We start from the raw sequence: 24,315 nt of genomic DNA on the forward strand, positions 1-24,315 counted from the left end.
CTAAACGATCATAATGCAATCTGTCTCTGACGCGAAGTCCGAGATTACGTGAGGAAAACACATGGCCGCCGTAAGAACTGCAATCGTGACCGGGGCATCCTCCGGCATCGGCTACGCTACCGCCGAAGGTCTTGCCCACGCGGGCTTCACCGTGTTCGGAACGAGCCGGAAAATCGCCAATGACGGCCCCAAGGGGGTCACGATGCTGGCATGCGACGTCACCGACGAGGCGTCCGTCTCGACGCTGGTCGCGGACGTCGTCTCGCGGGCGGGGAGGATCGATCTCCTCGTCAACAATGCCGGCATCGGCATGTTCGGCGGTGCGGAGGAGTCCTCGATCCCGCAGTCGCAGGCGCTCTTCGACGTCAATGTTTTCGGCGTCATGCGGATGACGAATGCCGTTCTGCCGGCGATGAAACGCCAAGGCGGCGGCCGCATTCTCAACATCGGCTCCATCCTCGGCGTTATCCCGGCGCCGTACTCGGCGCATTACTCGGCCGCCAAGCATGCGATCGAGGGCTATTCGGAATCGCTCGACCATGAGGTCCGGGCCTTCAATGTCCGCGTTTCCGTCATCGAGCCGGCCTATGTCCGCACCATTTTCGATCAGAACGGCATGGAGCCCGATCAGCAGAAGGCCGAATACGATCAGGCGCGCACGGCTGTCGCGGCGCTGCTGCGGGATGTCATGCCCAAGGCCGACCTGCCGGATGTCGTCGTGAAGGTGATCATCAAGGCGGCGAGCGATGAGGTCCCGCGCCGGCGCTACACCGCAGGCAATGCGGCGCGCATGGTCAGTCTGCTGCGCCGGTTCGCAACCGCCGGACTATTCGACAAGACCCTGCGCAAGCAGTTCCGCCTCGCGTAGTCAGACGCTTCCGACCGCCTTCGGGCGGGCCGCACCAGTTCGCGAAAATTGCTGTCCGTGCTGCGGGACGGACCTTACTGCCCGTGCTCGGTCAGCACCTTGTCGCAGGCCTTGGACAGCTTGGCGCGGTGTTCCTTGAGACAGGCCAGCACCGCCTGGTCGCCGTTGTTCATCACGGCGCGGCAATGCCGTGACACGTCGCGCGCGCACGCGTCCTGACCGGGCTGCTGCTGGGCCGAGGCGGTCGACGCGATCAGCACCAGGGGGATGATCAGTGTGAGTTTGTTCATGACTGGCGCCTCGCTCCCGGCATTGAAGGTTTGGCGGCGCTTTTAGTGCTCACAACCGGGCCTCGCAAGCGCCCCGGTCGCAGCCGGGGCGCGCAGGCGGGAGCCGGAAGCGTTCTCAATTGGCGTCGCCCGCCTCGGCGACCTTGCCGTTGCGCCTGGACAGCTCGCGGTCGAGCACGACGCGGCAGCCGGAGCTCAGCGACGAGCGGTTCTTGATCATGCAGGCGGTGATCGCCGGGATGTTGGGGATCTCGCTGCTGCACAGCCGGAAGGCGTCGCCGGTGCACATCTGCTGCGCCTCGGCGCTGAAGGCGAAGCTCGCGGTCGAGGACAAGGTCGAGACGGCGGCAAGGCTGACGACCGTCAGAGCGGCCTTCATCAGATTGGTCGAATTCGTCATGGCTGGCTCCCATTGGCGCCGCATTTCGCGGGCCGCGTTTTCAATGCGCCCATCATGGTCCGATCCCGCTCGAGCAACCGTGATGCCGGTCACGCCAGATCCGGCGGCTCAACTCTGCCCGGCAGGTTCGGCAGGCCGATGGCCGCGGCGACATGTCGCTCCGGTCAACTGCCGGTCTCGCGCCGGCATCATCCTGGAAATCTTGGCTGATCCTGCCCGTGTTGGCACCGCGTTAAGGATTCGTTGGCACTAATGGAAGCTAATCGAAGCAGGCGGACAGCGTTGCGTCCGCCATCGAGTGTCTCGCGTTTTCGGGAAGAGTAACCATGCGTCATGCGTTAGGCTTGCTGCTGGCCACCGTCGTCGCGGCGTTGGCGATCACCGGTGTCTGGTACTACGTATCGAAGCCCAGCGCCGCCAAGGCCGCCGCGCAGAGCGCAGCGGCGAAGCCGTCCGAGCCGGCGCCGCCTCCGGCGCGCGTTGCCGCCAAGGCCAGCGCGAAGGATGATGTCGAGACCACCGGCACCATTCCCACGCGTACGGCCGCAAGCGTGCCGGCGCCGGTGCAGCCCAGATCGACCTGCGCCAATCCGGACGCGCTCGGCATCTCCCGCACCGTCATGGTCGACACGTCAGGTGGCCCCGGCTTCGGCCTCGACCACTTCAAGCAGTTCGACTTCCTCGCCGACCGCGAGGTGGTGCTGACCTTCGATGACGGCCCGTGGCCGGTCAACACGCCGGCGGTGCTGAAGGCGCTGGCCGACGAATGCACCACCGGCATCTTCTTCTCGATTGGCAAGCACGCGACCTATCATCCGGAGATCCTGCGTCAGGTGCTGGCCGCCGGTCACGTCGTCGGCGTGCATACCTGGTCGCACGCCAACCTGAACGGCAAGAAGATGACCGACGAGACCGCCAAGGAGGAGCTCGAGAAGGGTTTCAGCGCGGTCAAGTTCGCGCTCGGCACCAACCCGGCGCCGTTCTTCCGCTTCCCGCAGTTGCAGCACCGGCCGTCGGCGGTGGCCTATCTCGGCAGCCGCAACATCGCGATGTTCTCCTGCGACGTCGACAGCTTCGACTTCCGCTCCAAGGATCCCGACCAGGTCGTCAACACCGTGATGGCCGGGCTCGACAAGAAGGGCAAGGGCATCATCCTGATGCACGACTTCCAGAAGAACACCGCGCTCGCATTGCCGACCTTGCTGCGCCGGCTCAAGGCCGGCGGCTACAAGGTGGTCGCGATGAAGCCGAAGGGCACGCTCGACACGTTGCCGGAATATGACGCGATGATCGGCCAGGATCCGAAGCTGCCGACCACGATGACCAATGCGCGGCCGATCTCGAGCGTGATCCAGACCATCTCGCAGTGATCGCTGCATGACCTCTGCGCGCGAAAGGCCGGGCGTTCGCCCGGCCTTTTTCGTTTGTCTCTCTGTTGCCGGCCGCTCACCAATAGATGCCGTGGCGATGCAGCTCGCGGACGATGCGGGCTTCGGTCCAGCCCTTGCGGCGCGTCCGGTCCGAGCGCGCCGATGTCGATCGCCGCGATGATCGCTGCACCGAGCCCGGCTGCGGTGCCGGCGCCGCGGTGGCGGCGGGCTGCGGCGGCGACGGCACGGCGGCCGGGGCCGCTGGCGCAACCGGTGGCGCGGCGGGCGGGACGATGGGCTGGATTTGGGCCGCAACGGCCGGCACTGGCGCCGGGGTGACGGTGACCTCGCCGGCTTGCTGGACGTAGGTCGGACGCGGCGCCCGCGCGGCGGCGTCGTTCGACGACAGCGACAGGCTGCGTGTTCCCTCGGCCTGCGCGACGGTGGCGGAGGCGAGCACCATGGCTCCGATCAGGATCATCTTGCGCATCGAGTAAGCTCCCCTTTGTTGACTGCGGGAAGGTCTAGGCGCCGGCGTGGCCGCCCGATGTGACCGAGGTCACGCTCCGCGTTGCAGGCGCGAATGGAGCGCATGCCGGCACAGCGCAGTGCGGATCGGCGCAGCATCTTTCTCGAAACCTTTCCGGCGTCGCGGCGACGTCCGTTCAGGACGAGGGGAGCTCGGGACGAGCCCATCCGGAAATCCACCGGCCGCAGCCCTTGGACGGTGGGCACCGCGGCGATCCGGCACACCCGGCTGTGGCTACCAAATTACCGTCATGACGAGGTGCTCCCATGATGCCGGTGAGATGCTGGACTTGAGGTATGATTGTATGCCCATGTACTGTTCGTTGGTGCTGTTCAGAAGATTCGCCGAATCCGATAGGGAGAGCGATCGATTCGGAGGAAGGATGCGCGCATGCGCCGGGTGATCGTTGCAGTGTTCTTGGCGGCCGTGACCCTGCTGGCCGCCAGCGGGCAGGGCCGGGCGCAGTCCGGCGACGACAACGTCGAGGAGATCTACATCGCGCGGAGCGTGCGCCAGGGCCGTGTCGTGCCGTCGGATTTCTGCGCGCCGACCAAGACCGGCTTCGCGCCGGCGCTGGAGGATCAGCTATCGATCCGCTCCGTCGGGGTCCGGCCGGCTGACGGCCGCATGACCGAGACCGGCGACAAGAGCATTGGCGAGATGCGGGTCTGTATCGGTCAGGCGATGGATCCGACCCTGCTCGGCACCTACACCGAAGGCCAGCTCAACGGCATCGCATTCACCGGCATCGGCGACTGCCGGCTGGTGCGCGGCAATCTGCCGGAGGACGGCCTGCTCACCCACCGCTGCTTCCTGGCGCTGTCGGGCTTGCCGGAGCCGTATGTCGGCGGCTTCCTGGTCTCCAGCTCGCTGTATTCGAAGACGCCGTTCGGCACGGAAAGCTCGCCCCCGGGCTACGCCCAGGCCGGCATCCTGATCATCCGCCTCTGGAAGAAGCGGCTGCCCTGAGGCAGCCGCCTTCGATCGCCGTCCCGACCGGCGCTCAGGCCGGCGAGAAGGTCTGCACGAAGGCGCGCACGGTCGCGGACACCTTGTCCTCCGAGACGTGCCAGGCGGCGCCGTCGTCGGCGGCGAAGAAGCTCGACGCGTTCGAGCCGGCCCAGCGGAATACCTCGAACGACGGCCAGTACCAGATGTCCGCGAGGTTCGAATTGTTGACGACCTCGTGCGCGACCAGCCGCATCGTGCTCTTCGACAGGCAGTCGGCCTGCACCACCGATTCATATTCGAACGAGGTCAGGAGCGGCACCGGCGACACGGTGACGATCACCTTGATGTCCGGCCGGATGCTGCGGATGAACTCGATCAGGTAGAGGACGTTGTCGACGTTCTCCTGCACGCTGGCGGTGCGGAACTTGTACTTCTCCGCCAGCGCCCGCGAGTTCAGCGCGGTCGGCCGCGGCAGCACGAAGGCGCCGGTCTCGCGGTCGAAGAACGCCGCGGCGACGCCGAGCGTCAGGATGAACACGTCGGCCTGCTTGATGACCGCCAACGTATTCTCCGGGCTCGATCCCGGCGGCAGCAGCTCGACGATGCGCTCGCGGATCTCCGGATCGATCTTGGCGCCGCGCAGCCAGTCGACGAACACGCGGTTGGCGAAGGTCGTGTTGATGTACTCCGAGATCTCCATGTGGTGGCTGTTGTAGCCGCTGTCATTGAGGCTCTTGGAGAGGTTGCGCGCGAAGCACGAGCCCATGGTGAAGAAGCGCGTGCTCTTGTCGAGAAACTTTGGCGCGGCGGCGAGGTTCACGGCGATGTGGCTGGTGATCAGCGTCTGCAGGTCGCCGAGGAAGTCCTTGGTCTCCGGATAGCGGCCAACCTTGGCGCGGCCTGCCTTGGCGTCCTTGACCTTGCCCTTCTTGGCGTTGGTGCGCGAAAGCTCCAGCGTCTCGCGGTTGAGCGGGTTGTCGTAGGCCGGGTTCAGCTTGATCGCCTTTTCGAGCGCGGCGACAGCCTCCTCGAACTCGTTGTTCTGGGTCAGGATCTCGCTGAGCGAGAAATAGTCGGCGGCCTCGTTGGAGGCTGCCGCGAGCTTGCGGAACAGCTCCATCGAGCGCGTGAAGGGGCCGACATGGCTGCAGCGCACGGCCGCGCTGCGGATCAGGTGCAGATTGCCTTCGGTGGCCTGCTCGAAGATCTCGGGGTTCTCGTCGAGGATCGCCAGCATCATGTCGCGCGCCTCGGCGCGCTTCTTGTGCGAGCCGTCGTCGATCAGCTGCGCATAGATGAAGCGCGCGTTGATGTCCTTGGGGTCGAGCTCGAGCAGCTTCTGGAACGCGAGCTGCGCGCTGACGAAATCCTTGTCCTCGATATATTTGTAGGCGAGCGTCCGGATCTGGCCGACGATCGATTGAAACTGCGTGTGGCTGTCGAGGGCAGTGGCTGTCGTGCTCATGTCGAAGGGCTCGCCTTGTGTCTCGTTGCGTCGATCCGGCCTGCCGGCCGCCGGAGCCGGGCATCGCCGCCTAAAAGGCCTGTTCGTCACGCGCGCAGGCATCGCACGCCGCGCGCATTCCGCTTCGACCATGACCTTTGCTACTAATCGTCTGCGGCCTGGCCGTTGACGTACGCCGAGCGCAGCCGGCATTGCGGATATCGAACGTAAAAACACGGGTCCGAAACGCCGCCAGTGCGGGAACTTTCCCCGCAGCTCGCGCCGACGATGGCGCGATTTGGGTTAAGCAATTGTTAACCGGGGAACGCAGACGTAAAGGTTTGAGAAACGAGGCTCTGGACGCGGATCGCTCAAACGCCCGGCTCACGAAGGAGCTACGCTCGGCACGTTTGCCACTTCGGGCCATCCCGCGGCTGTGCCAGGCGTAGCCGCACGGGCGAAGCGTGGCGCTCCAAAAGGGTGTCACACTCTAGGCAGCATCCTGCTGCCCTCGTCTGCGCATGTCGGAATTATGGTGACAGTGCCCTTTCAAAATATTTGGCTCGATGGTTTCCTGCGTTGCATTGCGGAAGGGCAAGCGGGGCGCAATGACGAATGTTCTTCTGTTTCTGATCCTCTGCGTTCTGCTCTTCGGAGCTGGAGCGGTGCTGGCGGGGTTGAGCTGGCTCGCGGCGATTTTTGCGTGTCTGCTTGCCGTTGTTCTGATCGTTGCCGTCGGTGGGCGGATATTTCGCAGCGCGCATGAGGAGGTGTCGACAGCTCGCCGAAATAATCAACCGTGGCTCTACCTGATTGTCGGAATACCAGCCGTGGTGGCCAATCTTGTTGTCGTGCTGCTTGCATGGGGTCGAGGCATCAAGTTGGAGCAGCTCCCGTACTACTGGGTACCGGTCGCGATGATGCTAATCGCGGCGTTAACGCTGGCAGCTGAGACCGCGGGCACATGGGTTCCTAAGATGCCGGGGGCGCTCGCCGGCATTTTCGGGGGCTGGGGTAAGCTCCTCATCGCACCAGTTTTCGCGCCGCTCGGCAATTGGAGGTCCACACGGGCGCTGGGACCTGAGCGGTTGGGATTCATTGCCGCCATAGCGTCGACGCTATGGACGTTTGTCGTCGCCATCGTTCTTTGGTGGCTTGCTGTATTGCCGATCCTATTTGCTTCGGTCTTGGTCTACGAGGCGATCCGATAGACGATGGCGGCTTAAGGCTGGTCGCCTGAAAGCGCCCACGGCACAGTAGAGAGGTTCAACGCCTCGTCCCCCACCCCTCAGAGCGCCAAGACAAGCCCCGTAACTTGGGCTTTCGCTTTCACAGGCTTCCAACTCTGCGAGGATATTCGCCGGGTGAGCCAGGTGATGGTTTTGGGTTAGCTCGAACTTATCAAGAAGTTGCTGAGCCAAGGTTACGTCGTGGCAGCTTCGACGAAGCGCGATGCGCTCCTCCTGGTCGGCAATAATCCGCATACCTAGGGCAATGCGCCGTTCGGCCTCAGCCAAGTGCAGTAGCTGCATTGCCCGGTCCATGGCGCAGTCTAGCATCAAGAACAAACCCCATAACCCGTCTGAGCTTTTTCCTCAGAGATCACCAGTTTTCTCGCTTTCCAACTTCCTCCGGGGGTTGTGAACGTCTAACCTCGCGCCGAATTGTTGGGGGACTTCATGAAGCTAAGCAGTTTTTGGGTCCAGAATTTTCGATCAATCGAAGACAGCGGCTGGATCAACGTTGGTGATCTTACAGCTTTGGTAGGTCGGAACGAGAGCGGTAAATCCAACCTGCTGCTGGCGCTCGCGTCGCTTAATCCGCCCGGGGAAATGCAGCCTCTGAACCCCGTAAAGGACTTTCCGCGGAGTCGTAGGTTAGAAGACTGCAAGAACAATACTCCCGTTGTGTGGACGTGGTGGGAGCTCACGCCGGAAGAAACTGAGCAGATCACCCCGCTTCTGGGCCCGCTAAAGAGGGTTGCCGTGGGCCGCCCATACGGTGCTCAACTCTGGACCGATTTTCAAACGCAGCCGCCAGCCCTCGTCTCCAAGAAAGCCGCGAGCGCCCTGAAACGGCTGAAACCGGTTCTTGAGCCGAAATGGCTCGCTGTTGAGGGTGAGCCGAAGACCCATTGTATCAACGCATGGACAGCGCTCGAAACCGCCAACACGACAGCGGAAGCAAAAGCTTGGGCAGCGGCAGTTGCCCCAGCAGCGACCGCTGTGAGAAAAACCCTTGGGGCGGCTGGTATAATGCTCGATGACGCCCAGGACGAACTACTGACCGAGGTCGAGGATCACGCTGCGGAAATCACTGGCTATGATGGGAAGTTGCTGGAGGCGCGAAAGCTTGTTTTGGATTGGCTGCCCCAATTCATCTACATCGCGGATTTTCCCGAATTGTCTGGACATCAAGACTTACAGGCTTTCGTCGAAGCCCGCGGAAACAACCCGTCCACAAAGGAAAGTGAAAACAACTTCGAGAAACTCGCCAAGGTCGCGGGGTTCAAACCGAATGAGTTGTACGAAAAACGCACCGACCACGAATTAAGAGGACAACTCCTTAACCGCGCTAGTTCACTTGTGACAGGTGAGATTCGCCGACTCTGGAAAGACCGGCAACTCATGGTCCGCATCGATATCGACGGGCCTCACGTTACAGTTTTGATTTCAGACCCGAACGCCCAATATCCCGTTGAAGTGAATCTAGATGAGCGAAGCCGCGGGTTTAGGTGGTTCTTCGCCTTCTACATCACGTTTTCAGCCGATACTCAGGGCGGTAATGCCGAAGGAGCAATCCTTCTCCTCGACGAGCCGGGGTTATACCTGCACGCTAAATCCCAGGAAAACCTCCTCAAGCACTTCCGTGAGGACTACAAAAACCAGATCATCTACACCACCCACTCTCCCTTCATGGTCCCACCGGACGCCATCGAGATTGTGAGGACGGTCAACATCGACGAAAAGACCGGAACTAAGGTCACCAACGTTCCGACAGGCGACGCCAGAACGCTGTTCCCCCTTCAGGCGGCTCTGGGCTACCAGTTATCTCAAACCCTTTTCGTAGGTCACTCAAACCTCATCGTAGAGGGCGTGACCGACTTTTGGATACTATCTTCCGTAAATGCCCACTGCTCCGCGGCGGGCGTCCCTGCGCTGCCCGAGGAACTGACCATCACCCCTGCCGGCGGTGCTGGGAAAGTCTCCTATATGGCCGCTCTTCTGGCGTCAGAAGAATTAAACGTTCTTGTTCTTCTGGACGATGATCGCTCCGGCCGTGAGACCCAGAAGGATATCGTCAAAAACAAATTGCTCAGAGAGACAGCCGTGCTCTTTGTAACGGAGGGGTTCGATCCAAAACCCTCCGAGGCTGATATTGAGGACCTTATAGAACCGGCGGTTTATGAAAAGCTGGTAGCAGACACATACAAGACGGAATTAAAGGGAAAGAAGCTCGCGCTAAACGCCAAAATTCCTCGCATAGTCAAGCGATACGAGGAGGCATTTGCTGCAATAGGGTTAGAGTTCTTCAAAACGCGCCCTGCCCGAGAATTCATGTCGTTGGTGGGATCAGAACCAGCCAAGGTTTTGACACCGGACAGCATCAAACGCTTTCAGGCAATCTTTAAAACATTGTCCGATCGATATAGCAAAATGAAAGGCTCAGCCCCCTTCAAGTGAAGCGCTCCAATACTCGCTTCAGCAAGGCCGCCCGCTTCGACACCATCCCGGTCGCTGCTCTATCACGCGCCCTACCAGAACTTCAGCAAACGCCATGGGACCATCTCGTGCCCGCCGAACACGACGGCCAGCCCGAGAATTAACGCCACCACGGGCCGAGCGTAGACTGCAAATGCGAGGGGACGGCGGATGGCTTCGATGGCCTTCGCCCCTTTGGCCGTGACGCTGGGTGGCCAGAACTTAACATTCAGCTCGGGGTCACTCATGGCGCAGCTCTCCATAATTCTTCGAGCTGGCTTCTCGGGGGCGATTCCCTTGTGCCAAATGATTTTCTTGGCGCGCAAGCGGAAAGCACGGACAGATTTGCCCGCCGTCTTCGATTAACAGCGTTCGATGACTGACAGGTCTATGCAGGATCAAGGCCCCCGCGCTCTTAAGCGTGGAGCGCGTTTCAAGCGGATGTGAAGACATAGGCACAGCTCTCCATTTGAAATCTTGAGAGCTGATTCTCGGGGGGATTTAGGTTTGTCCCTCACCGTTCCGTTGGCCGCAAGCGCAAAATGGTCCTGCTAACCACGTTAAACCGGCAGGTGATTTCTCCTGGATTGAGTGCAGTTAGCCATTGACACCCATCCGAATCAAAACTCTGTGCAGCTAGGCCGCCGTTTGGGCGCTCTCCCTTCGAACATCCATGCTAGCCCCGACCGCGGAGTTACGGTGACGCTGCACTTTTCTTCCGCGTACTTCTAACTGGCGAAGGTCAAGTAGAGACCGCTCGGCGTGCTCGTGAAGAAAGTCGCCTAGGCCATGAATTACATGGCGACCTACTGTAAACGATCTCTCGCCCGCCCGTATGGAGAGAGCGCAAGCGATCGATTCCGAATACCCGAAAAACTCTTGACGCTACCCCCAAATCAGTGATCTTATCCCGCCATCCTGCTTCGCCGAGAGGGGCGTATCGCGATCGTCACGGCACGTGAGGCGGGGATGCGGTGGCCGCGGCTTTGTCAGGCGCTTTTGCGCGACGACTGACGAGGTGCGGACGGCGAAGTCGCGTGGTCCTGGCGCCCCGATGCTGGCGTCAAGGTCGCGGCGTTCATGACGAGCGCTGCGGGCGACGGGGGCAAGACAGCCGGTCCCCGGGGAGATCGCGTATAAGCCGTAAAGCCATCGCGCGGGGAAGGCCGGATGTTCGGCCGTACCTGTGGTTCTGCCGCGTGCTTTTTTGCTGCACGCGGACCGCGGGTGCGACCAGCACCCGGCCTTCCCCGCGCCCTCTCATTCAAGAGGACGCCAGATTGCAGCAGAACTCGGGCCGAACCGGCCGCGAGGCTGCGGTGGCATGGGCGCGAGCAAGGCTGCGACGAGCGGCAGGCTGTTTGACAGAGTGGATTGGGATCAGAAAGCGGGCTTAGCGGCAGCACCGGGGGGCTCAAACGCCCGGCTTCGCCAAGGGGCTGCGCCGGGCACGCTTCGCCCTACGGGCTACGGCGGCTGCGCCACGCGTAGCCCGAAGGGCGAAGCGTGGTGCCGCAAGAGGGCGCCTCGCTATAGGCGCATCCCACTGACTTAGCTTATGTATTTTTGTGCGATTTCAACGAAAGCCAACGAAAAGGCCAACATTTTCCGCGGCCACGGCCGAACGATCCCGACCGCCGCGCAGATTTGTCGCTGCGCGTGCGTGTGGCGGATTGAACACCGATGCCGGGTGCGCTCCGAAGGCGAAGGCCAGACGTGCGAATCGTGTCGCGTGCGCCACTTCGGTACCAAACTGAGCCGTCTTTGCGCCCGAGGCACCGACCAGCGTGCGCAGGAGCGCGCTTTCGATCCCATGATGCGAAGCTCTTTCGCGTCCACTTCCACGCATTGGGCGAGCGCGCGGAGGTAGTCGCGCCGGTAGCTCTTCGAGTCAGTCCTCATGCGTTTGCGGGCATGGCTGGCGAGGTTTTGATTGCCTGGGGTGTGATGCTCGGCCCAGCCCGATCCAGCGCACCCTCAGCCTGCTCTGCGCCAGCGCGGGCTCTTGTTGCGCTGCGCCTTCAGCGCCGCCCGCACATGCTGGGTCTCCAGGCAGATCGCCGGCAGGCGAAGCTTGAGCAACTCGGGATGCAGCCACGGCAGCAGCGCCCCGGCCTCGTGGCCGACCCGCCTTAAGCGGCCGAGATATGCCGCCAGTGCTCCCCTGACCGCATTCGGGTCGGTCATCACCGCGACCTCCAGCAGCACTTCGCCCTTGTCGTCGACCACGCAAATCGTGGTTCGATCCATGCCGACATCCAGCCCGCAGAAGAACTCCATTGCGCGCCTCCTGTGTGGTCGAGAGCGCTCATTCTGCATGGCCGCCGCTGTCGCGTCAGCTGACGGACGGTCAGGCCGATTACGGACGGCAGTCCTAATCGTTCGAGATCCACACCTACTCGGTCGGTAAGGTTGGGTATTGTCGATAGCGGACCAGGAGGCGGACAAGGCAATGCCGACGCGAATGACCCTAAGCTGACCTCGCCGGCGGGACCACGGCCTTACGCCCAAGGAGCACAACCATCGCAGCCAAAAGCTGGATGCAAGCGACAATCCCGAACGCCGTTCCATAACCCGAAGTCGCATCGCGGAGAGCACCAACAATGGCTGGCGCGAACGCAAATACTGCCTGATTGATGGCAACGATCAGCGCAACCACCGCCACCACATCCTTACGATCGAACTCCTTCTGCGCGATCAATGGCGGCAAAGTCGTAAGATTCCCGATGCCAAATCCGAAGATGACGCAGCCAAATGTCAGTACGATCCATCCGTTGCCGAAGATGAGCAGCAGAACTCCTACGGTCTGAACCGCGAAGTTAATGGCTGCGGCGATCCGCCGGTCGTGATCTCCGATCCACCATCCCGTCAGAGTCCGTCCGATTACTGCACATGCGGTCGCTAGACTGAGAAGCAGGCCCGCAGTTGTCGCACCAACATCGGGAGTGAGGCGGGAGACCAAGTGTGACAGAAGGCCGATCTGCGCAAACAAGCCAAGCGCAAACGCCGCCGAAAGCGTGAGGAATCCCGGCATACGAATAATGCTAGAATGAGATAGTCTCGTTGTCGGTTTCGCGACAACCGTAGGCACTCCGTTGCCATCGGGAGAGAGACCAAGGCTGGTGGGGGACAGCCTGAAATATCGAATAGAAATCCAACCCATAACGCCGAGGGCAACAATGGACACGGCCAGCGCCGCGGTTTGAAAGCCGAGCCAATCGATCAAGAAGAGCCACAAAGGCACGAACAGACCCCCCCCGACACTTGCGCCATTGAACGCCAGACTCATCGCCTTCGGGCGATCGCGCTCGAACCATCTGGCGACAATGGCGTTTAGGGCAGCACCACTTGTAGCGGCCCAACCTCCCGCACTCGGAATGGCCGCTAAGAAGAGTTGCCACGGCTCCCACGATCTGGACCATCCGATCAACCCGATGGCCATCAGAAGAGCACCGCCCAGTGTCGTCCCGGCAATCCCAATTCTGCGATGAATGTCGGGCAAATACGCGACCAGGAGCGCACTCAGCACGAAATGAAAGGTAATGGCAGCTGAGATTTCCGAGATGGACCATCCGCGCGAGGAGTGCAGAGTCGGAAGAAAGACCGAAGGACCATAGAAGCCGATGCCCCAAGCGAGCACCGCCAAGGTAAAGGCAGCCCATGCCACCGACCAACCAACGAAATGCTGCTCGTCACCCATTGTCTCGCTCACTCATGCTGATAGGTTGATGGCGTCGTAGCAATTGGAGCGTGTTGTGGCTCGCCGGAATCGGACTCCGTCGTCGGCTTTAACGGACATCGGGAGGCTTGATCCCGTTGTATGCGAACGTGCCCGAGTGAGTCGCGACAAGAGCTATGACGGCCTGTTCTTCTCAGGCGTCCGAACCACGAGGATCTATTGCAGGCCGGTGTGCCCGGTGCGCCCTGCCAAGGCCGAAAACGTGACGTTTTATCTTTCGGCAGCTGCAGCTGAGCAGGAGGGATTTCGACCATGCCTCAGATGCCGCCCCGAAACGGCACCGTTCTCTCCAGCCTGGAAGGGCTCACGGACGACAGTTGAGCGCGCCCTACGTCTGATTAGCAGTGGTGCACTAGACGATGCGAACATCCAAACACTCGCAGAACGTCTCGGCATCGGACCGCGGCATCTATCACGCCTATTCAAAAAATATGTCGGCGCAAGTCCCGCCCAAGTCGCGCGAACGGGGCGTGTTCAACGAGCAAAGCGTCTTTTGGACGAGACGAAGCTTCCGATGACCGAGGTCGCACTTAGATCAGGGTTCTGCAGCCTACGGCGTTTCAACAGTGTGTTTGCTGAGGTATACAAGCGTCCACCGACTTCGATCCGGCGGGCGAAGGCTTGATCCGTTAATACGAACCCGCCCGACGTCTGATGTTGTCCCATCTGGGACCTTCGGGCCGGCGCCTGGAACGCCTACTGCTGGATACAACCGGACGTAAGTTACTGGCCGACCGGAAGGTGGCTTTTGACCGATTCCGTTGAAAAAGTCGGCGGTAGTTTCATCGTGAACGCCAGCTGTTCCGAGGACGCGTTGGCTTGGTGGGGGAGTCACGCGGGCATCGGGATCAGCTTGGCCATTTTACGAAGATTCTGAGCGGCTGCAGCAAGCGTGAACTCGTCACGCGCGCCGTTCGGCCCTCTTAGTCGTAGCAGATCGAGCTTGAGAATGCGCTTGAGATGCGCGAACAGCATCTCGATCTTCTTGCGGAGCCGCCGTGAAGTGCGGCCCTCCCATGAGCTTGCGATCTCGCGTGCCATGTCGCGAGCGCCCTCATAGATCGAGCGTGGCGCTTTCCGGGCTGGGGTGTTCGGGCTACACCTGCTTTTCAGAGAGCATGCTTGACAGTCATGCTTGCTCGCGCGGTAGAGGATCGTCTTGTCGTCGTTCACCAGCGTTCCTGTGGTGGTGAGGGTTTTGCCACCGGGGTAGCGATAGACGTCCCCAGCATGGTCGTAAGTGAAGGCCTCACGCGAGAAGGTCCCGTCAGTGCGGGCCGACTTGTCGAAGACGGTCACGTGCGGCTTGATCCCGTGCTCGTAGACCAACCACCCGAGCATCTCAGCGGAGCCATAGGCGCTGTCGCCGAGAAGCCGGCTTGGATAAAGATCGAACCTTTCGAGTGAACGCTTAATCATGCGCCTGGCGGCCAACACTTCTGCCTGGCGAACCGCCGTGGTCGCCTCGACATCGACGATGATCGCGTTCTCGACGTCGACCAGATAGTTCGTCGAGTAGGCGAAGAAGGCTTGGGTCGCCATGCGCTCCCGTCCAGCGCGCCGCCGGATCGGAGGGCGATACAAACTTGGGCGTGACCTCCGTCGCGGCACCGAACGCGGCATCATCAAGAGCAGCAAGGTACTCGTCAATTGCTCGGCCCGTGGCCTCCGGCGGAAACCCCTTATCGCCTTCGATTCCCTTCTGCCGATTGGCATCCGCCTTGATCAGGCTCGCGTCGACCGCGAACCCTTCGCCGCCAACCAGGCGCTCCCGGATACAGCGACGCAAGACGGTCTCGAACACGCGGCGGAAGAGATCGCTCTCACGGAAGCGGCCGTGCCTGTTCTTCGAGAACGTCGAGTGATCGGGCACAGCTCCATCCAGACCCAGCCGGCAAAACCAGCGGTATGCCAGATTGAGGTGGACTTCGTCACAGAGGCGCCGTTCCGATCGGATGCCGAAGCAGTAGCCGATCAGGAGCATCCTGATCATCAGCTCCGGATCTATCGAGGGCCGCCCGATGTTGCTGTAGAACGGTGCCAATTCCCGTCGCAGGTCCTCGAGGTCGACGAGCCTATCGATCGACCGCAGGAGGTGGTCGGCTGGAACGTGCTTTTCTAGGGAGAACTCATAGAACAACGCAGCCTGTTCGACTTGCCGATTCCCCATCATGACCTTCAGTCCTGCCAATTAGACAGACTGAATCATCGATCTCTCTGCGTCGCAACTGCCGACTTTTTCAACGGAATCGACCCTGAGCAGACATCCCGGTCAGATGCGGACTGATAGTACTCAATGGACCTTTGCATCAGCCCCAATATGCTCGACGGATCGCATCGTATTCTTGAGGTGTTCGGCGCGTTCGCGGACCAGCCAATAGATCAAGCCTCCGATCGCGCCAGAAATCAGAACTGGGAGTCCGTTTGCCTCTAGGGCCAGCGCGAAGCCTTCCGTGAAGCTTGGATGACCGCGCGCGGGGAATAGGCCTCCCAAGCAACCCCAAGCGAGGATCGTTGCGAGAGCCGAACCGCTGGCGCTGTAGACTGGTCCTCCAAAAGGCAGCCATCGCGACATCCCCGTGATCAAGCACCAAGGCAAGAACATCAGCAAAAGCGCCAACGCAAAGACATAGGGCCAAACCTGCAAGGTCTCGCTCCCAACTTCAATGAGGTTCAGCCCTTTTCCTGCCGGATCGCGGGAGTCGCGACAGGCCATCCAAACGGTGAAGACCGCTGATGACGTTGCGCTCGCGGCAAAATAAGCCGCCAAGCGGGCCACTATCCTCATGCCTTCGTTCCCCTCTGATGCCCGGATCATCTGGATGATTGCACGGCTCCCTTTGAAAGCCCAGGTCGGCTTGTGGCCCGTTCCGGACCTTCCCGATGGCGCCGATGATGCCCCTTCTCGGGGTAGGGCCGGAAATCTGCATCCGAGGACCGATAGGCTGCTTGTGACCCTTAGCAGAAGAAGCTCCGAACTCTAACTAGCATCTTTGACGTGCATCTTCCAAATCTCACGGATCATGTGGAATTGGTCCGGGCCAACTTGCTCTTCATCACGATACTGAAGGTATTGCACAACTTCATCGCCGAAGCGCCCACCTTGCCTGTTGTGGGGTGGCTCAGCGGCACTGATCAAGATCGCCTCGACATGGTTCAGAATATCGGCCGGTTTTGTCTGCGTACGCAAAACTTCTTTTGCAAGCCTGTGCGTGTTCGTAACCCAACGCATTCCGTACCAAGAAAAGCGCGTCCATCTATCCGCGAGTGCATCGACCTTATGCTGTCTTAAGCGGAGAAATAGCCTTTGGTTATCATTAGCTCCGGCTTGGCAGACGTAGACCAATTTGAAATTGTCGTCGTAGAGACAATAGACACCTTGCTGTTCCCTGAAATCAACAACGTGGAATGCTGAACGTGCAGGATAACCCTTCAAGTGACCTGCAACTTTCGGCTTGCCCCAGAAGACATCATCCCTTCTCCATAGTAGGCCATAGTTTTGGATCAACATTTGGAGCCCCCAAAATCCGATAACTCTATCAGAGCCAAGCAATACCGAGAAGGTCCGCTGATGACCCATGGCTGCCGACTTGCGGCACTGCGGCAAGTCGGCAGTTATCTGGGATACACCGACCGTGGCGCCAACCCGTTTCGGAAGGACAACCCATGGCAGAGAGAGCCGTCAGGGCCATGCCATGTCGGTTATTCGAGGTTGTGCAGAAGAGATTTGCTCGGCATGAGAATTTCAGTCTTTGACCCTGAGCCGACCTCGCCACTACGGCCTGATCGAAAACATTCGCGATATTGGAAGCTGCAGCTATCCGGGCCTATTCGTTGAGGCACTTGAACGGGTCGATGGGATTGCGGCATGAGAGGTCCCAGCGGCCAGAATAACGGCAGGACGACAGGATCATTTTCCGGCCATCGCCTTCCAATGCGATGGTGCACGGCTCTTCATCCAGTTCGATACCACGATCTGTCATTTTCCAGACACCATCGATGGACTCCGCTTCTCCAGTGGGCTCCAGGACGAAGCCTGAAAGCTCTCCGCCTTCAAGCAAGCAGATCTTGACCAGCCACTTTCTGCCCCGCGCGCCCGTTGGTCTGTCGTCAACGTTCAACGTCCAACAACCTTGAACGCTGTTCGCCGTCAGATCTTTGGCCACGGCATCGTGCAAAAACGCGCCGCTCAGACAAAGCAAGACGGCAATCCTGCTCAATGCGCCCGACACGCGCAGAAAGTATAACGATGAAGTCACACTCATGAACATCTCTTAGATGATCACTATCAATGCGGAGACATGATCATTGGACCAAATCAAGAGTTGTTCCACCAGTGCTCCAGCTACCCGCCGGTGGCCAGAACATTGTGACCACCTTAACCGCTTCCCAGCTCATCGTGATCTTCTCCACCAAGCAGGGCGACCTAGCTCATGAGATCCTGGTTGGGCAGATCGCCTTTCTTGGCGCATGGCTGCCAACTTACGGCCCCGCGGCAAGTCGCCTGTTATCTGGGGTACACCGGCCATAGCGCCACCCCATTTCTGAGGACAGTCCATGGCACGGCAGAGCAAGGCCGTCAGGGCTTTGCCACGTCGGTTATTTGAGATTGTGCCGAAGAGAATTGCTCGGCATGAGACTTTCCGTTTTTTGGCCCGCAACGGACAGTCCGCCCGCCTAGACCGACCGCATGCCCCCTGACGTATTTTGCACGTCAATATCAAGAGTGCGGCAAAACGGCGCAATCTTGGGTAGACATTTTGACGCAGATACGGTAACTGGTTAACAGATCAGGCATATTGATACCGACTTAATGCATTGAGGAATGCTTAGTGATTGACCGGCGGGATGAGTTGGAAGCTCTGCTGAAGCATGAGCGCCTCCAAAAGGTCCAAAATTATACTGCTCGAGGAAGACGGTTCCAGCTGTTACCCGACACCGATTTGGTGAACTTCTGGGTGCTGACGATGAACCTTTGGGCGAACGGTTCAGGTGAATTCAAGTCGCAAGACCTGGATGATTGCCAATCTGAGATGATGCTGAGACGGATCGACCCACCTTTCGATCGCGTGAGCCATGTATGGGAACGTGTCGCTCAGAGAGCGGAGCTCCATCTCAACCTAATTGATAATGATCCGAAAGCTCGGGCTGTTGCGGAAGCATTGTTGGAAGAACAGCTGAAGAGTCTCCGCCAGCAAGTTGGCCGCCCAAAGCATTAGAGAGCGGAACGCCTGTTGTCGCGCTTCTTTGTACTGCTGGAAAACACTCTTACGGCGACGTCGCTTGTTGGCCCCTCGCGGACCTTTTCAGTCGGGACGGTGACGTCTGCTCCCGGAGGCCGACCGGAAGCAAGCCGTCCAGGGGCAAAAGGACCGGCTTTGACCTAAACCGGACCTTCGTTCGCACCGCTGTCATTTTGGGGTTGCAAAGCTTCAGTCAACGTATGCTAACCCGTTGAGGGAGAGTACCGAGGCATCGTGGCCTCCTGGAATACAAGCAATTTGGCACTTTGCGGCGACCAATGAGTCAAACGACGGCCGATCTGCCCGACATCTCGTATCCCGTGCTTTGTTGGCGAGAGGACTACATCTATCTGGCTGCGACGCCACTCGAACTCTGTGCACATCCCCGCTCGATGTTCGAGGAGACGGCCCAACGCGCCCGCGCTGGCGAATGGCACTTAGTAGACGCCGACGGCCGGTCGTTCGATGTTCTAGACTTTATTCGTGTTCGCCCGTTCGGCGGCATCAGAGCCATCGGACCATGGTTGCTGCGTTCGATTTTTGCGATTCCGGTGCTGGCCAATGAAGCGAGGCTGCCGCTGTCCGAGTTTAAGAAAACGCTGATCGGCGCGATCAGGAGTCGCTATCAATATGACTCCGATAAGGCACCGGCGGCACGGGCCATCAGGCTTCTGCAATCTGCTGATTCGTTTGCAGCGGCTATCGACGCGCTGCCAAAGAGGTGACGGCGACAAGTGGCCCTTCGCTTTTGTCGCGTTTACTTCCGCTGCTGGCCCGTCCCGGACCTTCGGTCCCGCCGGTGATGTCGGCTTCCGGGCCTCGACCGGAATAAGGGGGCCGGGCACCGACCGCCGGCTTTTTGACCCGAAGTGGAAGTGGGCTGTTGGACGGGCAGACGCCGCTCAGGTTATGTTCCCTAACCGCCAAAAGGGGGCAAACGATGGAGCAGCGTTTCACATTCGATCAAGTCGCGAACGTATACAGGGCCTCACGACCCGATTACCCTGAGGCTCTGATTGACGATGTCATGTCATTTGCAAACCTAGAGCCAACCGATGCCGTTCTTGAAATTGGCTGTGGAACGGGTCAAGCAACAAAAAGCTTTGCGAAGCGGGGTTTGCAGATCGTCGCCATTGATCCCGGATCGGAAATGATCCGCTACGCGCGCGAGACTTTGGCGAGTTTTGCCAACGTGAAACTAGCCGAGGCTACTTTCGAGGCGTGGCCAGTTGGAAGTTCGGTGTTCGCTCTAATCTTTGCGGCACAGGCGTGGCACTGGGTATCCCCGGAAGTGCGGTTCGTAAAAGCCGCCCAACTGCTTTCGACTAACGGAACACTAGCCGTCTTCGGGCACGTGCCTGTCGGACTATCCTCACATTTACTGGAACGGTTTAAGCAAATTTGGCTACGTCACACGGGCTCGTGGGGGGCGCCGCCCGAAGCTTGGTACCTACCGAACGGGCCGCTTAAGGACTGGTTTGACCAGTCGCAGTTGTTCGGGCCCGTTGAACACAGGTGCTATCTGTGGAAATGGCAGCACACGGCGTCCAGCTACACCGAGTTTCTGAGCACGCGGTCGGACGTTCGGTTACTCGCGGCAGAGACGCGTGAAGACCTGCTCGATGAAATTGCAAAGGCAATCGACGATCAAGGAGGCGGCCTCGACATCGATTATGAAACGCATCTCTACATTGCTCACCGTATTGATGGCGACAAATAGCCCTTCGCGTTAGCCCATTTGTCGCGTTCACTTCCGGTTCTGCCCCCTACGGACGATCCAGAGCGGCATTGAGAATGTCCGCTTTCGCGGTTTAACCGGAAGCGAGCCGTCAGACGATCAGAAGGCAGCTTTTGACCCTGAGCGGACGGTTGGGTCGCATCGCATCAATCAGTGGAGCATGACGTCTCGGACGAGATCCAGGAAATCTGTCGTATGAATCCCCGTCCGGCCTTGGTCCAATTCGACCACCTGAGCGACGACCAGACGCTTCTCTGGCACGACAGCTATCAATTGTCCCCCGTAACCGGAGGCTAGAATTGCGTCTCTCCCATATACCCCTTCGTCGAGAACCCACCACAAGTAGCCGTACTCCCGGCCTTTTCGATCTGTTTCCGAATAAGCTTTCGTGGATTCAGCAACCCACCGCGTCGAAATCACAGTTGTTCCGTTCCATCGACCTTGGTTGAGAAACAGCAAGCCGAAACGCGCAAGATCGCGTGCGCTCATGCTAAATACGTAGGCGCGGTAAAGAGAGGAGCTATCTCCAATGGACATTCCACTATAGGGAGTGAAATCCTGCATCCCAATAGGACCGGCGATCAACTTAGCGAAGCTCTCAAAGACATTCGAGCCCGTCGCCTTCGTGTAGATTGCGCCAAGCGCATTGAAGTCCCAGTTGTTGTAATACCAGAACGTCCCGGGCGGGTGAGCGCCACGCGGCGGCCGCGCGACTTTCTGCTCCCGCGTCTCGTAAGCAGCCGGATGATAGATTCCAGACCGAGCCATGAGCAGTTGGTGGACAGTTGCCTGTTTCTCGTCTGGCGTCAGAGATGGCGCATTATCATCTACGCCCAGTTGCTCGAGCGTTTTCCCAATATCTATTTGGCCGCGCTCGATGGCGATCCCGAAAAGAGCACTCAGCAAGCTCTTTCGAACAGAGTGAACATTGACCTTGCGCGCAATGTCCCCCGACGTCGCAACCAAGCGGTCGTCTTGCACAACCACAATCGCTGTCGGCCTGTATTTCCGAGCGTAATCCTGGACCGCATCCTGAATGGGTGCCACCCGTGCCGCTTCGCGGGGATCGAGGATATCCCAATCGACACCCGGCTCGGCACTTGCTGCAGCCACACAGAGCAGCATGGCGACGGTAAACATTGCCAAGAATCGCATGACGATGGCCTCGTTTTGGGATTCCGGAGATGGTCGGAGAGATGGACGTCGCACGAAGTTGTTTGAAGCACGCCATACACGAAATGATTGACGGCAGAATTGTGGCTTCGAGCCAACGCGACGACGCGCCTCATCCGGAATTGGCCCATCACGTCGATCCTGCGATTGATCGAAATGGCCGCTATCGAGGTGTAACCGGACCACCAGCGGAATCGGGAAGACAGCCGCCCATGAGGCGTAGCGCAAGATCGTAGTCCGTCGCTGGTTATCCGGCCGGATCGCTTTGGCGGCCGCTGCATCATAGGGGTATAGCGAAGCAGTAGTGCCCATCTTCATCGGCCGTGGTGCGCCATTTCGATTGGGTGCACCGTAGTTGCGGAGCAATTCATAGGTCTGCGTTCTGCGCATCTTGTCCGAGCCGAGGGGCAGTTGCCGTAACCGATGTTTCTCGAGAAAGCCAATTGACCAAAGTCCGGATAGCTCGATCACCAGTGAGTTCTGGACGCCAACGTGCCACGTGGACTTTGCTCGAGGACACGTGAGGCGTCGCCAACAACGCCGGTACGAGGCGGCCATCGGCGACTGCGTCAGCGATCAGAAGCGAGCGGCCAAGCGCGACCCCGCCGCCTTCTACGGCAGAGGTGAGGCAAAGCCCGATATCACGCAGAACCGGCCCGCGCGAGACAGCCTGGTTCACGCCAAGTGTCTTGAACCAGAATTCCCAACTCCACTCACCGGCCGGATCGCTCCCCTTCCGGATCAGCGGAAGCTCAATCAGACCGGCCGGATTCGCCAGCGGCTTGCCTTCAGGCAGCACACGAGGCGCGCACACCGGAACCACGCGCTCCTGAAACAATGGCGCTTGGGTCGAACTGGGCCGTGCTTCGGCAAGCGACGTCCAGACGATACGAAGATCGACTGAATTCGCCGCCTCCTGCTCCGCTTGGATTGGCTCGAACTCGACATCGATGTCGGGATGCTCCGACTGAAACGATGGAAGTCGCCTGACGAGCCACCACGCGGCGAACGCCGGGCCTGAACCCAATCTGACGGTTCGGCGGCTGGCGCGGCGGCGCAGACGAGGCTCCAGTCCGGCCATGGTGTCGAGCAACATCGCAACTTCGGCTCGCAGCAGACTTCCTTCGGCGCTCAGCTCGACCCCGGGATTGAGTCTGCGCAGCAGAGTCGTCCCGTAAAATGTCTCGAGCTGCCGAATTCGATGACTGACCGCGCTCTGGGTCACGCCAAGTTCTTCAGCCGCGCGAGTGAATGAGCGGTGGCGCGCGACGGCGTCGAACGCGACCAATGGAGCAAAAGGCGGAAGGCGACGGACCATCGGAGCAAGAAGTGATCAATGAGAACCACATGATACAGTTTCATGAGATTTTGAGAATGCTTCATTCGCTGCCAAGCCGTTCTTCCGCCAGCCTAAGGCGATGGCAGAACATCTCGAAATTGCGCTGGCTGACGATCCGACAATCCCAGATAACGGTCCTTCTTCACGATTACCGCGGTTTGCGCTTCTCGCGGTGAGTGTCGGCGGATTCCTGTTCCAGGTCGATCTCACGGGTCTAGCCGCTGCGCTACCGGACATTGCCAGCAGCGTAGGGGTCCCGGTGCAAGACCAGGCCTGGATCATCGACATCTACAGCCTCGCTCTCATCTTCGCGCTTCCGGTTGCCGGTCCGTTTGCAGACCGACATGGCCGGCGAAGAGTGTTCATTGGCGGCGGCGTCTTGTTTGCTCTCTCCTCGGCACTGTCTGCGGCGTCGACCACGTTCGAGAGCCTGCTGGCGTGGCGCGTGCTGCAAGGCGTCGCAGGCGCTGCGATCACATCGGCGGCTGCGGCGCTACTCGCGGCCGCTTATCCGGGTAAGCGACGCGCCTGGGCCTTCGGCATCTGGGGTACGGTCATCGGTGGCTCAATGGTCGTCGGACCACCGCTCGGAGCAATCATTGCCTCATATGCTGGCTGGCCGTGGATCTTTTTGATCAATCTTCCGCTCTGTATGGCGCTCGTGGTCTTCGCCTTGCCCCTGGCGGAATCGGAACGTATTGGCTCTCAACCGCCAATGGATTGGCTCGGACCGAACCTGCTAGCGCTAGTCGTCGGTTCCTCAGCGTACGCGCTCCTCTCATCAGGCGGATTTCGTGGGATAGCACTGGCTACAACCGTGCTCGCTTCTTGTGCGTTCTGGGTCGCAGAGCGCAGGCACCCGCGGCCGGCCTTTGATTTCGGACTGTTTGCGTCGGCTCCGTTCCTTGCCCTATGTATCACCGCTATTGCAAGTTCGATCGGTTACTGGTCCTTGCTCGTCCATCTGCCGCAGATGATGCGCGGGCCGATGGGGCTCGATGCAAGTCGCTCCGGATTGGTGTTAACCGCGCTCACCATACCAATGCTCCTGCTGCCTAGCCTGGGCGCGCGCTTGTCGCAGTCCATGCCGGCACGGTTCTACTTCGGCGGAGGACTGACTGTGGTTGGAGTCGCGGCACTGTTCTTGGGAGCCATTTCTACGGATCTATCCAGCCCGGTAGCGACGTGGGCCGTGGGCGCGATGCTGCTCCTGGGCGGAGCGGGGTGCGCACTGTTCAACGCTCAGATCACGGCCTTCTCGGTTTCCTCCGTTCCAGCCGATCGAGCGGCGACTGCTGCCGCCATGTGTGTCACAATGCGTCAGGTAGGCTTTGCTTTCGGCATCGCACTGATAGGAGCCGTCCTGAATTCGGGCGGAAGCGACCTGTATCCGCCCGCGTTTCTTCTCGTCGGCGCGATCACGCTTGTGCTTGGTGCAATTGTGTTTGCCTTGCTCTCAACTCCTGTCGCAAAGGAGCTGCAGTAAAGCGGCGAACGAACTCTGCAGTTGATACTAGGATCGAGCAATTC

General features: G+C 59.9%; 21 protein-coding genes and 2 pseudogenes. 10 read left to right on the plus strand and 13 right to left on the minus strand.

The features are described from left to right. Positions 1-61 precede the first annotated feature (61 nt). Positions 62-868 carry an oxidoreductase gene (locus QX010_RS14700; protein WP_316180200.1) on the plus strand — a complete coding sequence of 269 codons (807 nt, stop codon included), beginning with the start codon at positions 62-64 and terminating at the stop codon, positions 866-868. 74 nt (positions 869-942) lie between these two features. Here the strand turns inward: QX010_RS14700 and QX010_RS14705 are convergent, their stop codons facing one another. Together QX010_RS14705 and QX010_RS14710 are read right to left on the minus strand one after the other, a co-directional pair. Then, positions 943-1,158: a cysteine rich repeat-containing protein gene (locus tag QX010_RS14705; protein WP_315800812.1), complete on the minus strand. Its 216-nt coding sequence runs from the start codon at positions 1,156-1,158 to the stop codon at positions 943-945. A gap of 115 nt (positions 1,159-1,273) precedes the next feature. After that, entirely contained in the window at positions 1,274-1,558 is a 285-nt protein-coding gene (locus tag QX010_RS14710; protein ID WP_316180201.1) for a hypothetical protein, read from the minus strand. 326 nt (positions 1,559-1,884) lie between these two features. Here QX010_RS14710 and QX010_RS14715 point away from each other — a divergent pair, with 326 nt between their 5' ends. Continuing rightward, positions 1,885-2,928, plus strand: a complete 1,044-nt coding sequence (locus QX010_RS14715; RefSeq protein WP_316180203.1) for a polysaccharide deacetylase family protein — start codon at positions 1,885-1,887, stop codon at positions 2,926-2,928. A 76-nt stretch (positions 2,929-3,004) separates the two neighbouring features. Here the strand turns inward: QX010_RS14715 and QX010_RS14720 are convergent, their stop codons facing one another. Further along, positions 3,005-3,418, minus strand: coding sequence for a hypothetical protein (locus QX010_RS14720; protein ID WP_316180204.1), 414 nt, complete (start codon positions 3,416-3,418; stop codon positions 3,005-3,007). A gap of 429 nt (positions 3,419-3,847) precedes the next feature. On the opposite strand from QX010_RS14720, the gene QX010_RS14725 reads away from it, so the two are divergent. Next, positions 3,848-4,426: a hypothetical protein gene (locus QX010_RS14725; RefSeq protein WP_316180206.1), complete on the plus strand. Its 579-nt coding sequence runs from the start codon at positions 3,848-3,850 to the stop codon at positions 4,424-4,426. A 34-nt stretch (positions 4,427-4,460) separates the two neighbouring features. Here QX010_RS14725 and QX010_RS14730 read toward each other — a convergent pair whose 3' ends face one another. Then, a complete protein-coding gene (locus QX010_RS14730) occupies positions 4,461-5,873 on the minus strand; it encodes a GSCFA domain-containing protein (RefSeq protein WP_316180208.1) in 1,413 nt (470 codons plus the stop codon). 587 nt (positions 5,874-6,460) lie between these two features. Between QX010_RS14730 and QX010_RS14735 the strand changes: the two genes are divergently transcribed. After that, positions 6,461-7,063: a hypothetical protein gene (locus QX010_RS14735; protein ID WP_316180210.1), complete on the plus strand. Its 603-nt coding sequence runs from the start codon at positions 6,461-6,463 to the stop codon at positions 7,061-7,063. Between the two features lie 468 nt (positions 7,064-7,531). Then, positions 7,532-9,535, plus strand: coding sequence for an ATP-dependent nuclease (locus tag QX010_RS14740; RefSeq protein ID WP_316180212.1), 2,004 nt, complete (start codon positions 7,532-7,534; stop codon positions 9,533-9,535). A 71-nt stretch (positions 9,536-9,606) separates the two neighbouring features. Here QX010_RS14740 and QX010_RS14745 read toward each other — a convergent pair whose 3' ends face one another. The 3 genes and pseudogenes from QX010_RS14745 to QX010_RS14755 form a co-directional block, all read right to left on the minus strand. After that, on the minus strand, positions 9,607-9,801 hold the full coding sequence (locus tag QX010_RS14745; RefSeq protein WP_316180214.1) for a hypothetical protein: 195 nt from the start codon (positions 9,799-9,801) through the stop codon (positions 9,607-9,609). Positions 9,802-11,548: 1,747 nt separating this feature from the next. Further along, positions 11,549-11,833 (minus strand): annotated as a pseudogene (locus tag QX010_RS14750) (IS110 family transposase); the annotation flags it as partial. A 190-nt stretch (positions 11,834-12,023) separates the two neighbouring features. After that, a complete protein-coding gene (locus QX010_RS14755) occupies positions 12,024-13,253 on the minus strand; it encodes an MFS transporter (protein ID WP_316180216.1) in 1,230 nt (409 codons plus the stop codon). A gap of 136 nt (positions 13,254-13,389) precedes the next feature. Here QX010_RS14755 and QX010_RS14760 point away from each other — a divergent pair, with 136 nt between their 5' ends. Beyond that, positions 13,390-13,917: a bifunctional transcriptional activator/DNA repair enzyme AdaA gene (locus QX010_RS14760; protein ID WP_410051953.1), complete on the plus strand. Its 528-nt coding sequence runs from the start codon at positions 13,390-13,392 to the stop codon at positions 13,915-13,917. 206 nt (positions 13,918-14,123) lie between these two features. Here QX010_RS14760 and QX010_RS14765 read toward each other — a convergent pair. The 4 genes and pseudogenes from QX010_RS14765 to QX010_RS14780 all read right to left on the minus strand — a co-directional run bounded on the left by QX010_RS14765 (position 14,124) and on the right by QX010_RS14780 (position 17,557). Beyond that, positions 14,124-15,465: pseudogene (locus QX010_RS14765) on the minus strand (transposase). A gap of 120 nt (positions 15,466-15,585) precedes the next feature. Beyond that, positions 15,586-16,062, minus strand: a complete 477-nt coding sequence (locus QX010_RS14770) for a hypothetical protein (protein ID WP_315800802.1) — start codon at positions 16,060-16,062, stop codon at positions 15,586-15,588. 210 nt (positions 16,063-16,272) lie between these two features. Next, positions 16,273-16,803, minus strand: a complete 531-nt coding sequence (locus QX010_RS14775) for a hypothetical protein (protein ID WP_316180219.1) — start codon at positions 16,801-16,803, stop codon at positions 16,273-16,275. 316 nt (positions 16,804-17,119) lie between these two features. Further along, positions 17,120-17,557, minus strand: coding sequence for a hypothetical protein (locus QX010_RS14780; RefSeq protein WP_315800800.1), 438 nt, complete (start codon positions 17,555-17,557; stop codon positions 17,120-17,122). Between the two features lie 567 nt (positions 17,558-18,124). Here QX010_RS14780 and QX010_RS14785 point away from each other — a divergent pair. The 3 genes from QX010_RS14785 (at position 18,125) to QX010_RS14795 (ending at position 20,255) form a co-directional block, all read left to right on the plus strand. Then, positions 18,125-18,511: a hypothetical protein gene (locus QX010_RS14785; protein WP_315800799.1), complete on the plus strand. Its 387-nt coding sequence runs from the start codon at positions 18,125-18,127 to the stop codon at positions 18,509-18,511. 302 nt (positions 18,512-18,813) lie between these two features. Then, positions 18,814-19,260, plus strand: coding sequence for a hypothetical protein (locus QX010_RS14790; protein WP_315800798.1), 447 nt, complete (start codon positions 18,814-18,816; stop codon positions 19,258-19,260). 215 nt (positions 19,261-19,475) lie between these two features. Continuing rightward, on the plus strand, positions 19,476-20,255 hold the full coding sequence (locus QX010_RS14795) for a class I SAM-dependent methyltransferase (protein ID WP_315800797.1): 780 nt from the start codon (positions 19,476-19,478) through the stop codon (positions 20,253-20,255). Positions 20,256-20,423: 168 nt separating this feature from the next. Here QX010_RS14795 and QX010_RS14800 read toward each other — a convergent pair whose 3' ends face one another. Together QX010_RS14800 and QX010_RS14805 are read right to left on the minus strand one after the other, a co-directional pair. Then, positions 20,424-21,917 carry a serine hydrolase gene (locus QX010_RS14800; RefSeq protein ID WP_315800796.1) on the minus strand — a complete coding sequence of 498 codons (1,494 nt, stop codon included), beginning with the start codon at positions 21,915-21,917 and terminating at the stop codon, positions 20,424-20,426. Then, a complete protein-coding gene (locus QX010_RS14805) occupies positions 21,814-22,764 on the minus strand; it encodes a LysR substrate-binding domain-containing protein (RefSeq protein ID WP_315800795.1) in 951 nt (316 codons plus the stop codon). Before QX010_RS14805 ends, QX010_RS14800 begins: the two co-directional genes overlap by 104 nt. A gap of 100 nt (positions 22,765-22,864) precedes the next feature. Between QX010_RS14805 and QX010_RS14810 the strand changes: the two genes are divergently transcribed. Further along, positions 22,865-24,271: an MFS transporter gene (locus tag QX010_RS14810; protein ID WP_315800794.1), complete on the plus strand. Its 1,407-nt coding sequence runs from the start codon at positions 22,865-22,867 to the stop codon at positions 24,269-24,271. The last annotated feature ends 44 nt before the right edge of the window (positions 24,272-24,315 follow it).

The organism is Bradyrhizobium sp. SZCCHNRI1009 (assembly GCF_032487575.1).
Taxonomy (GTDB): domain Bacteria; phylum Pseudomonadota; class Alphaproteobacteria; order Rhizobiales; family Xanthobacteraceae; genus Bradyrhizobium.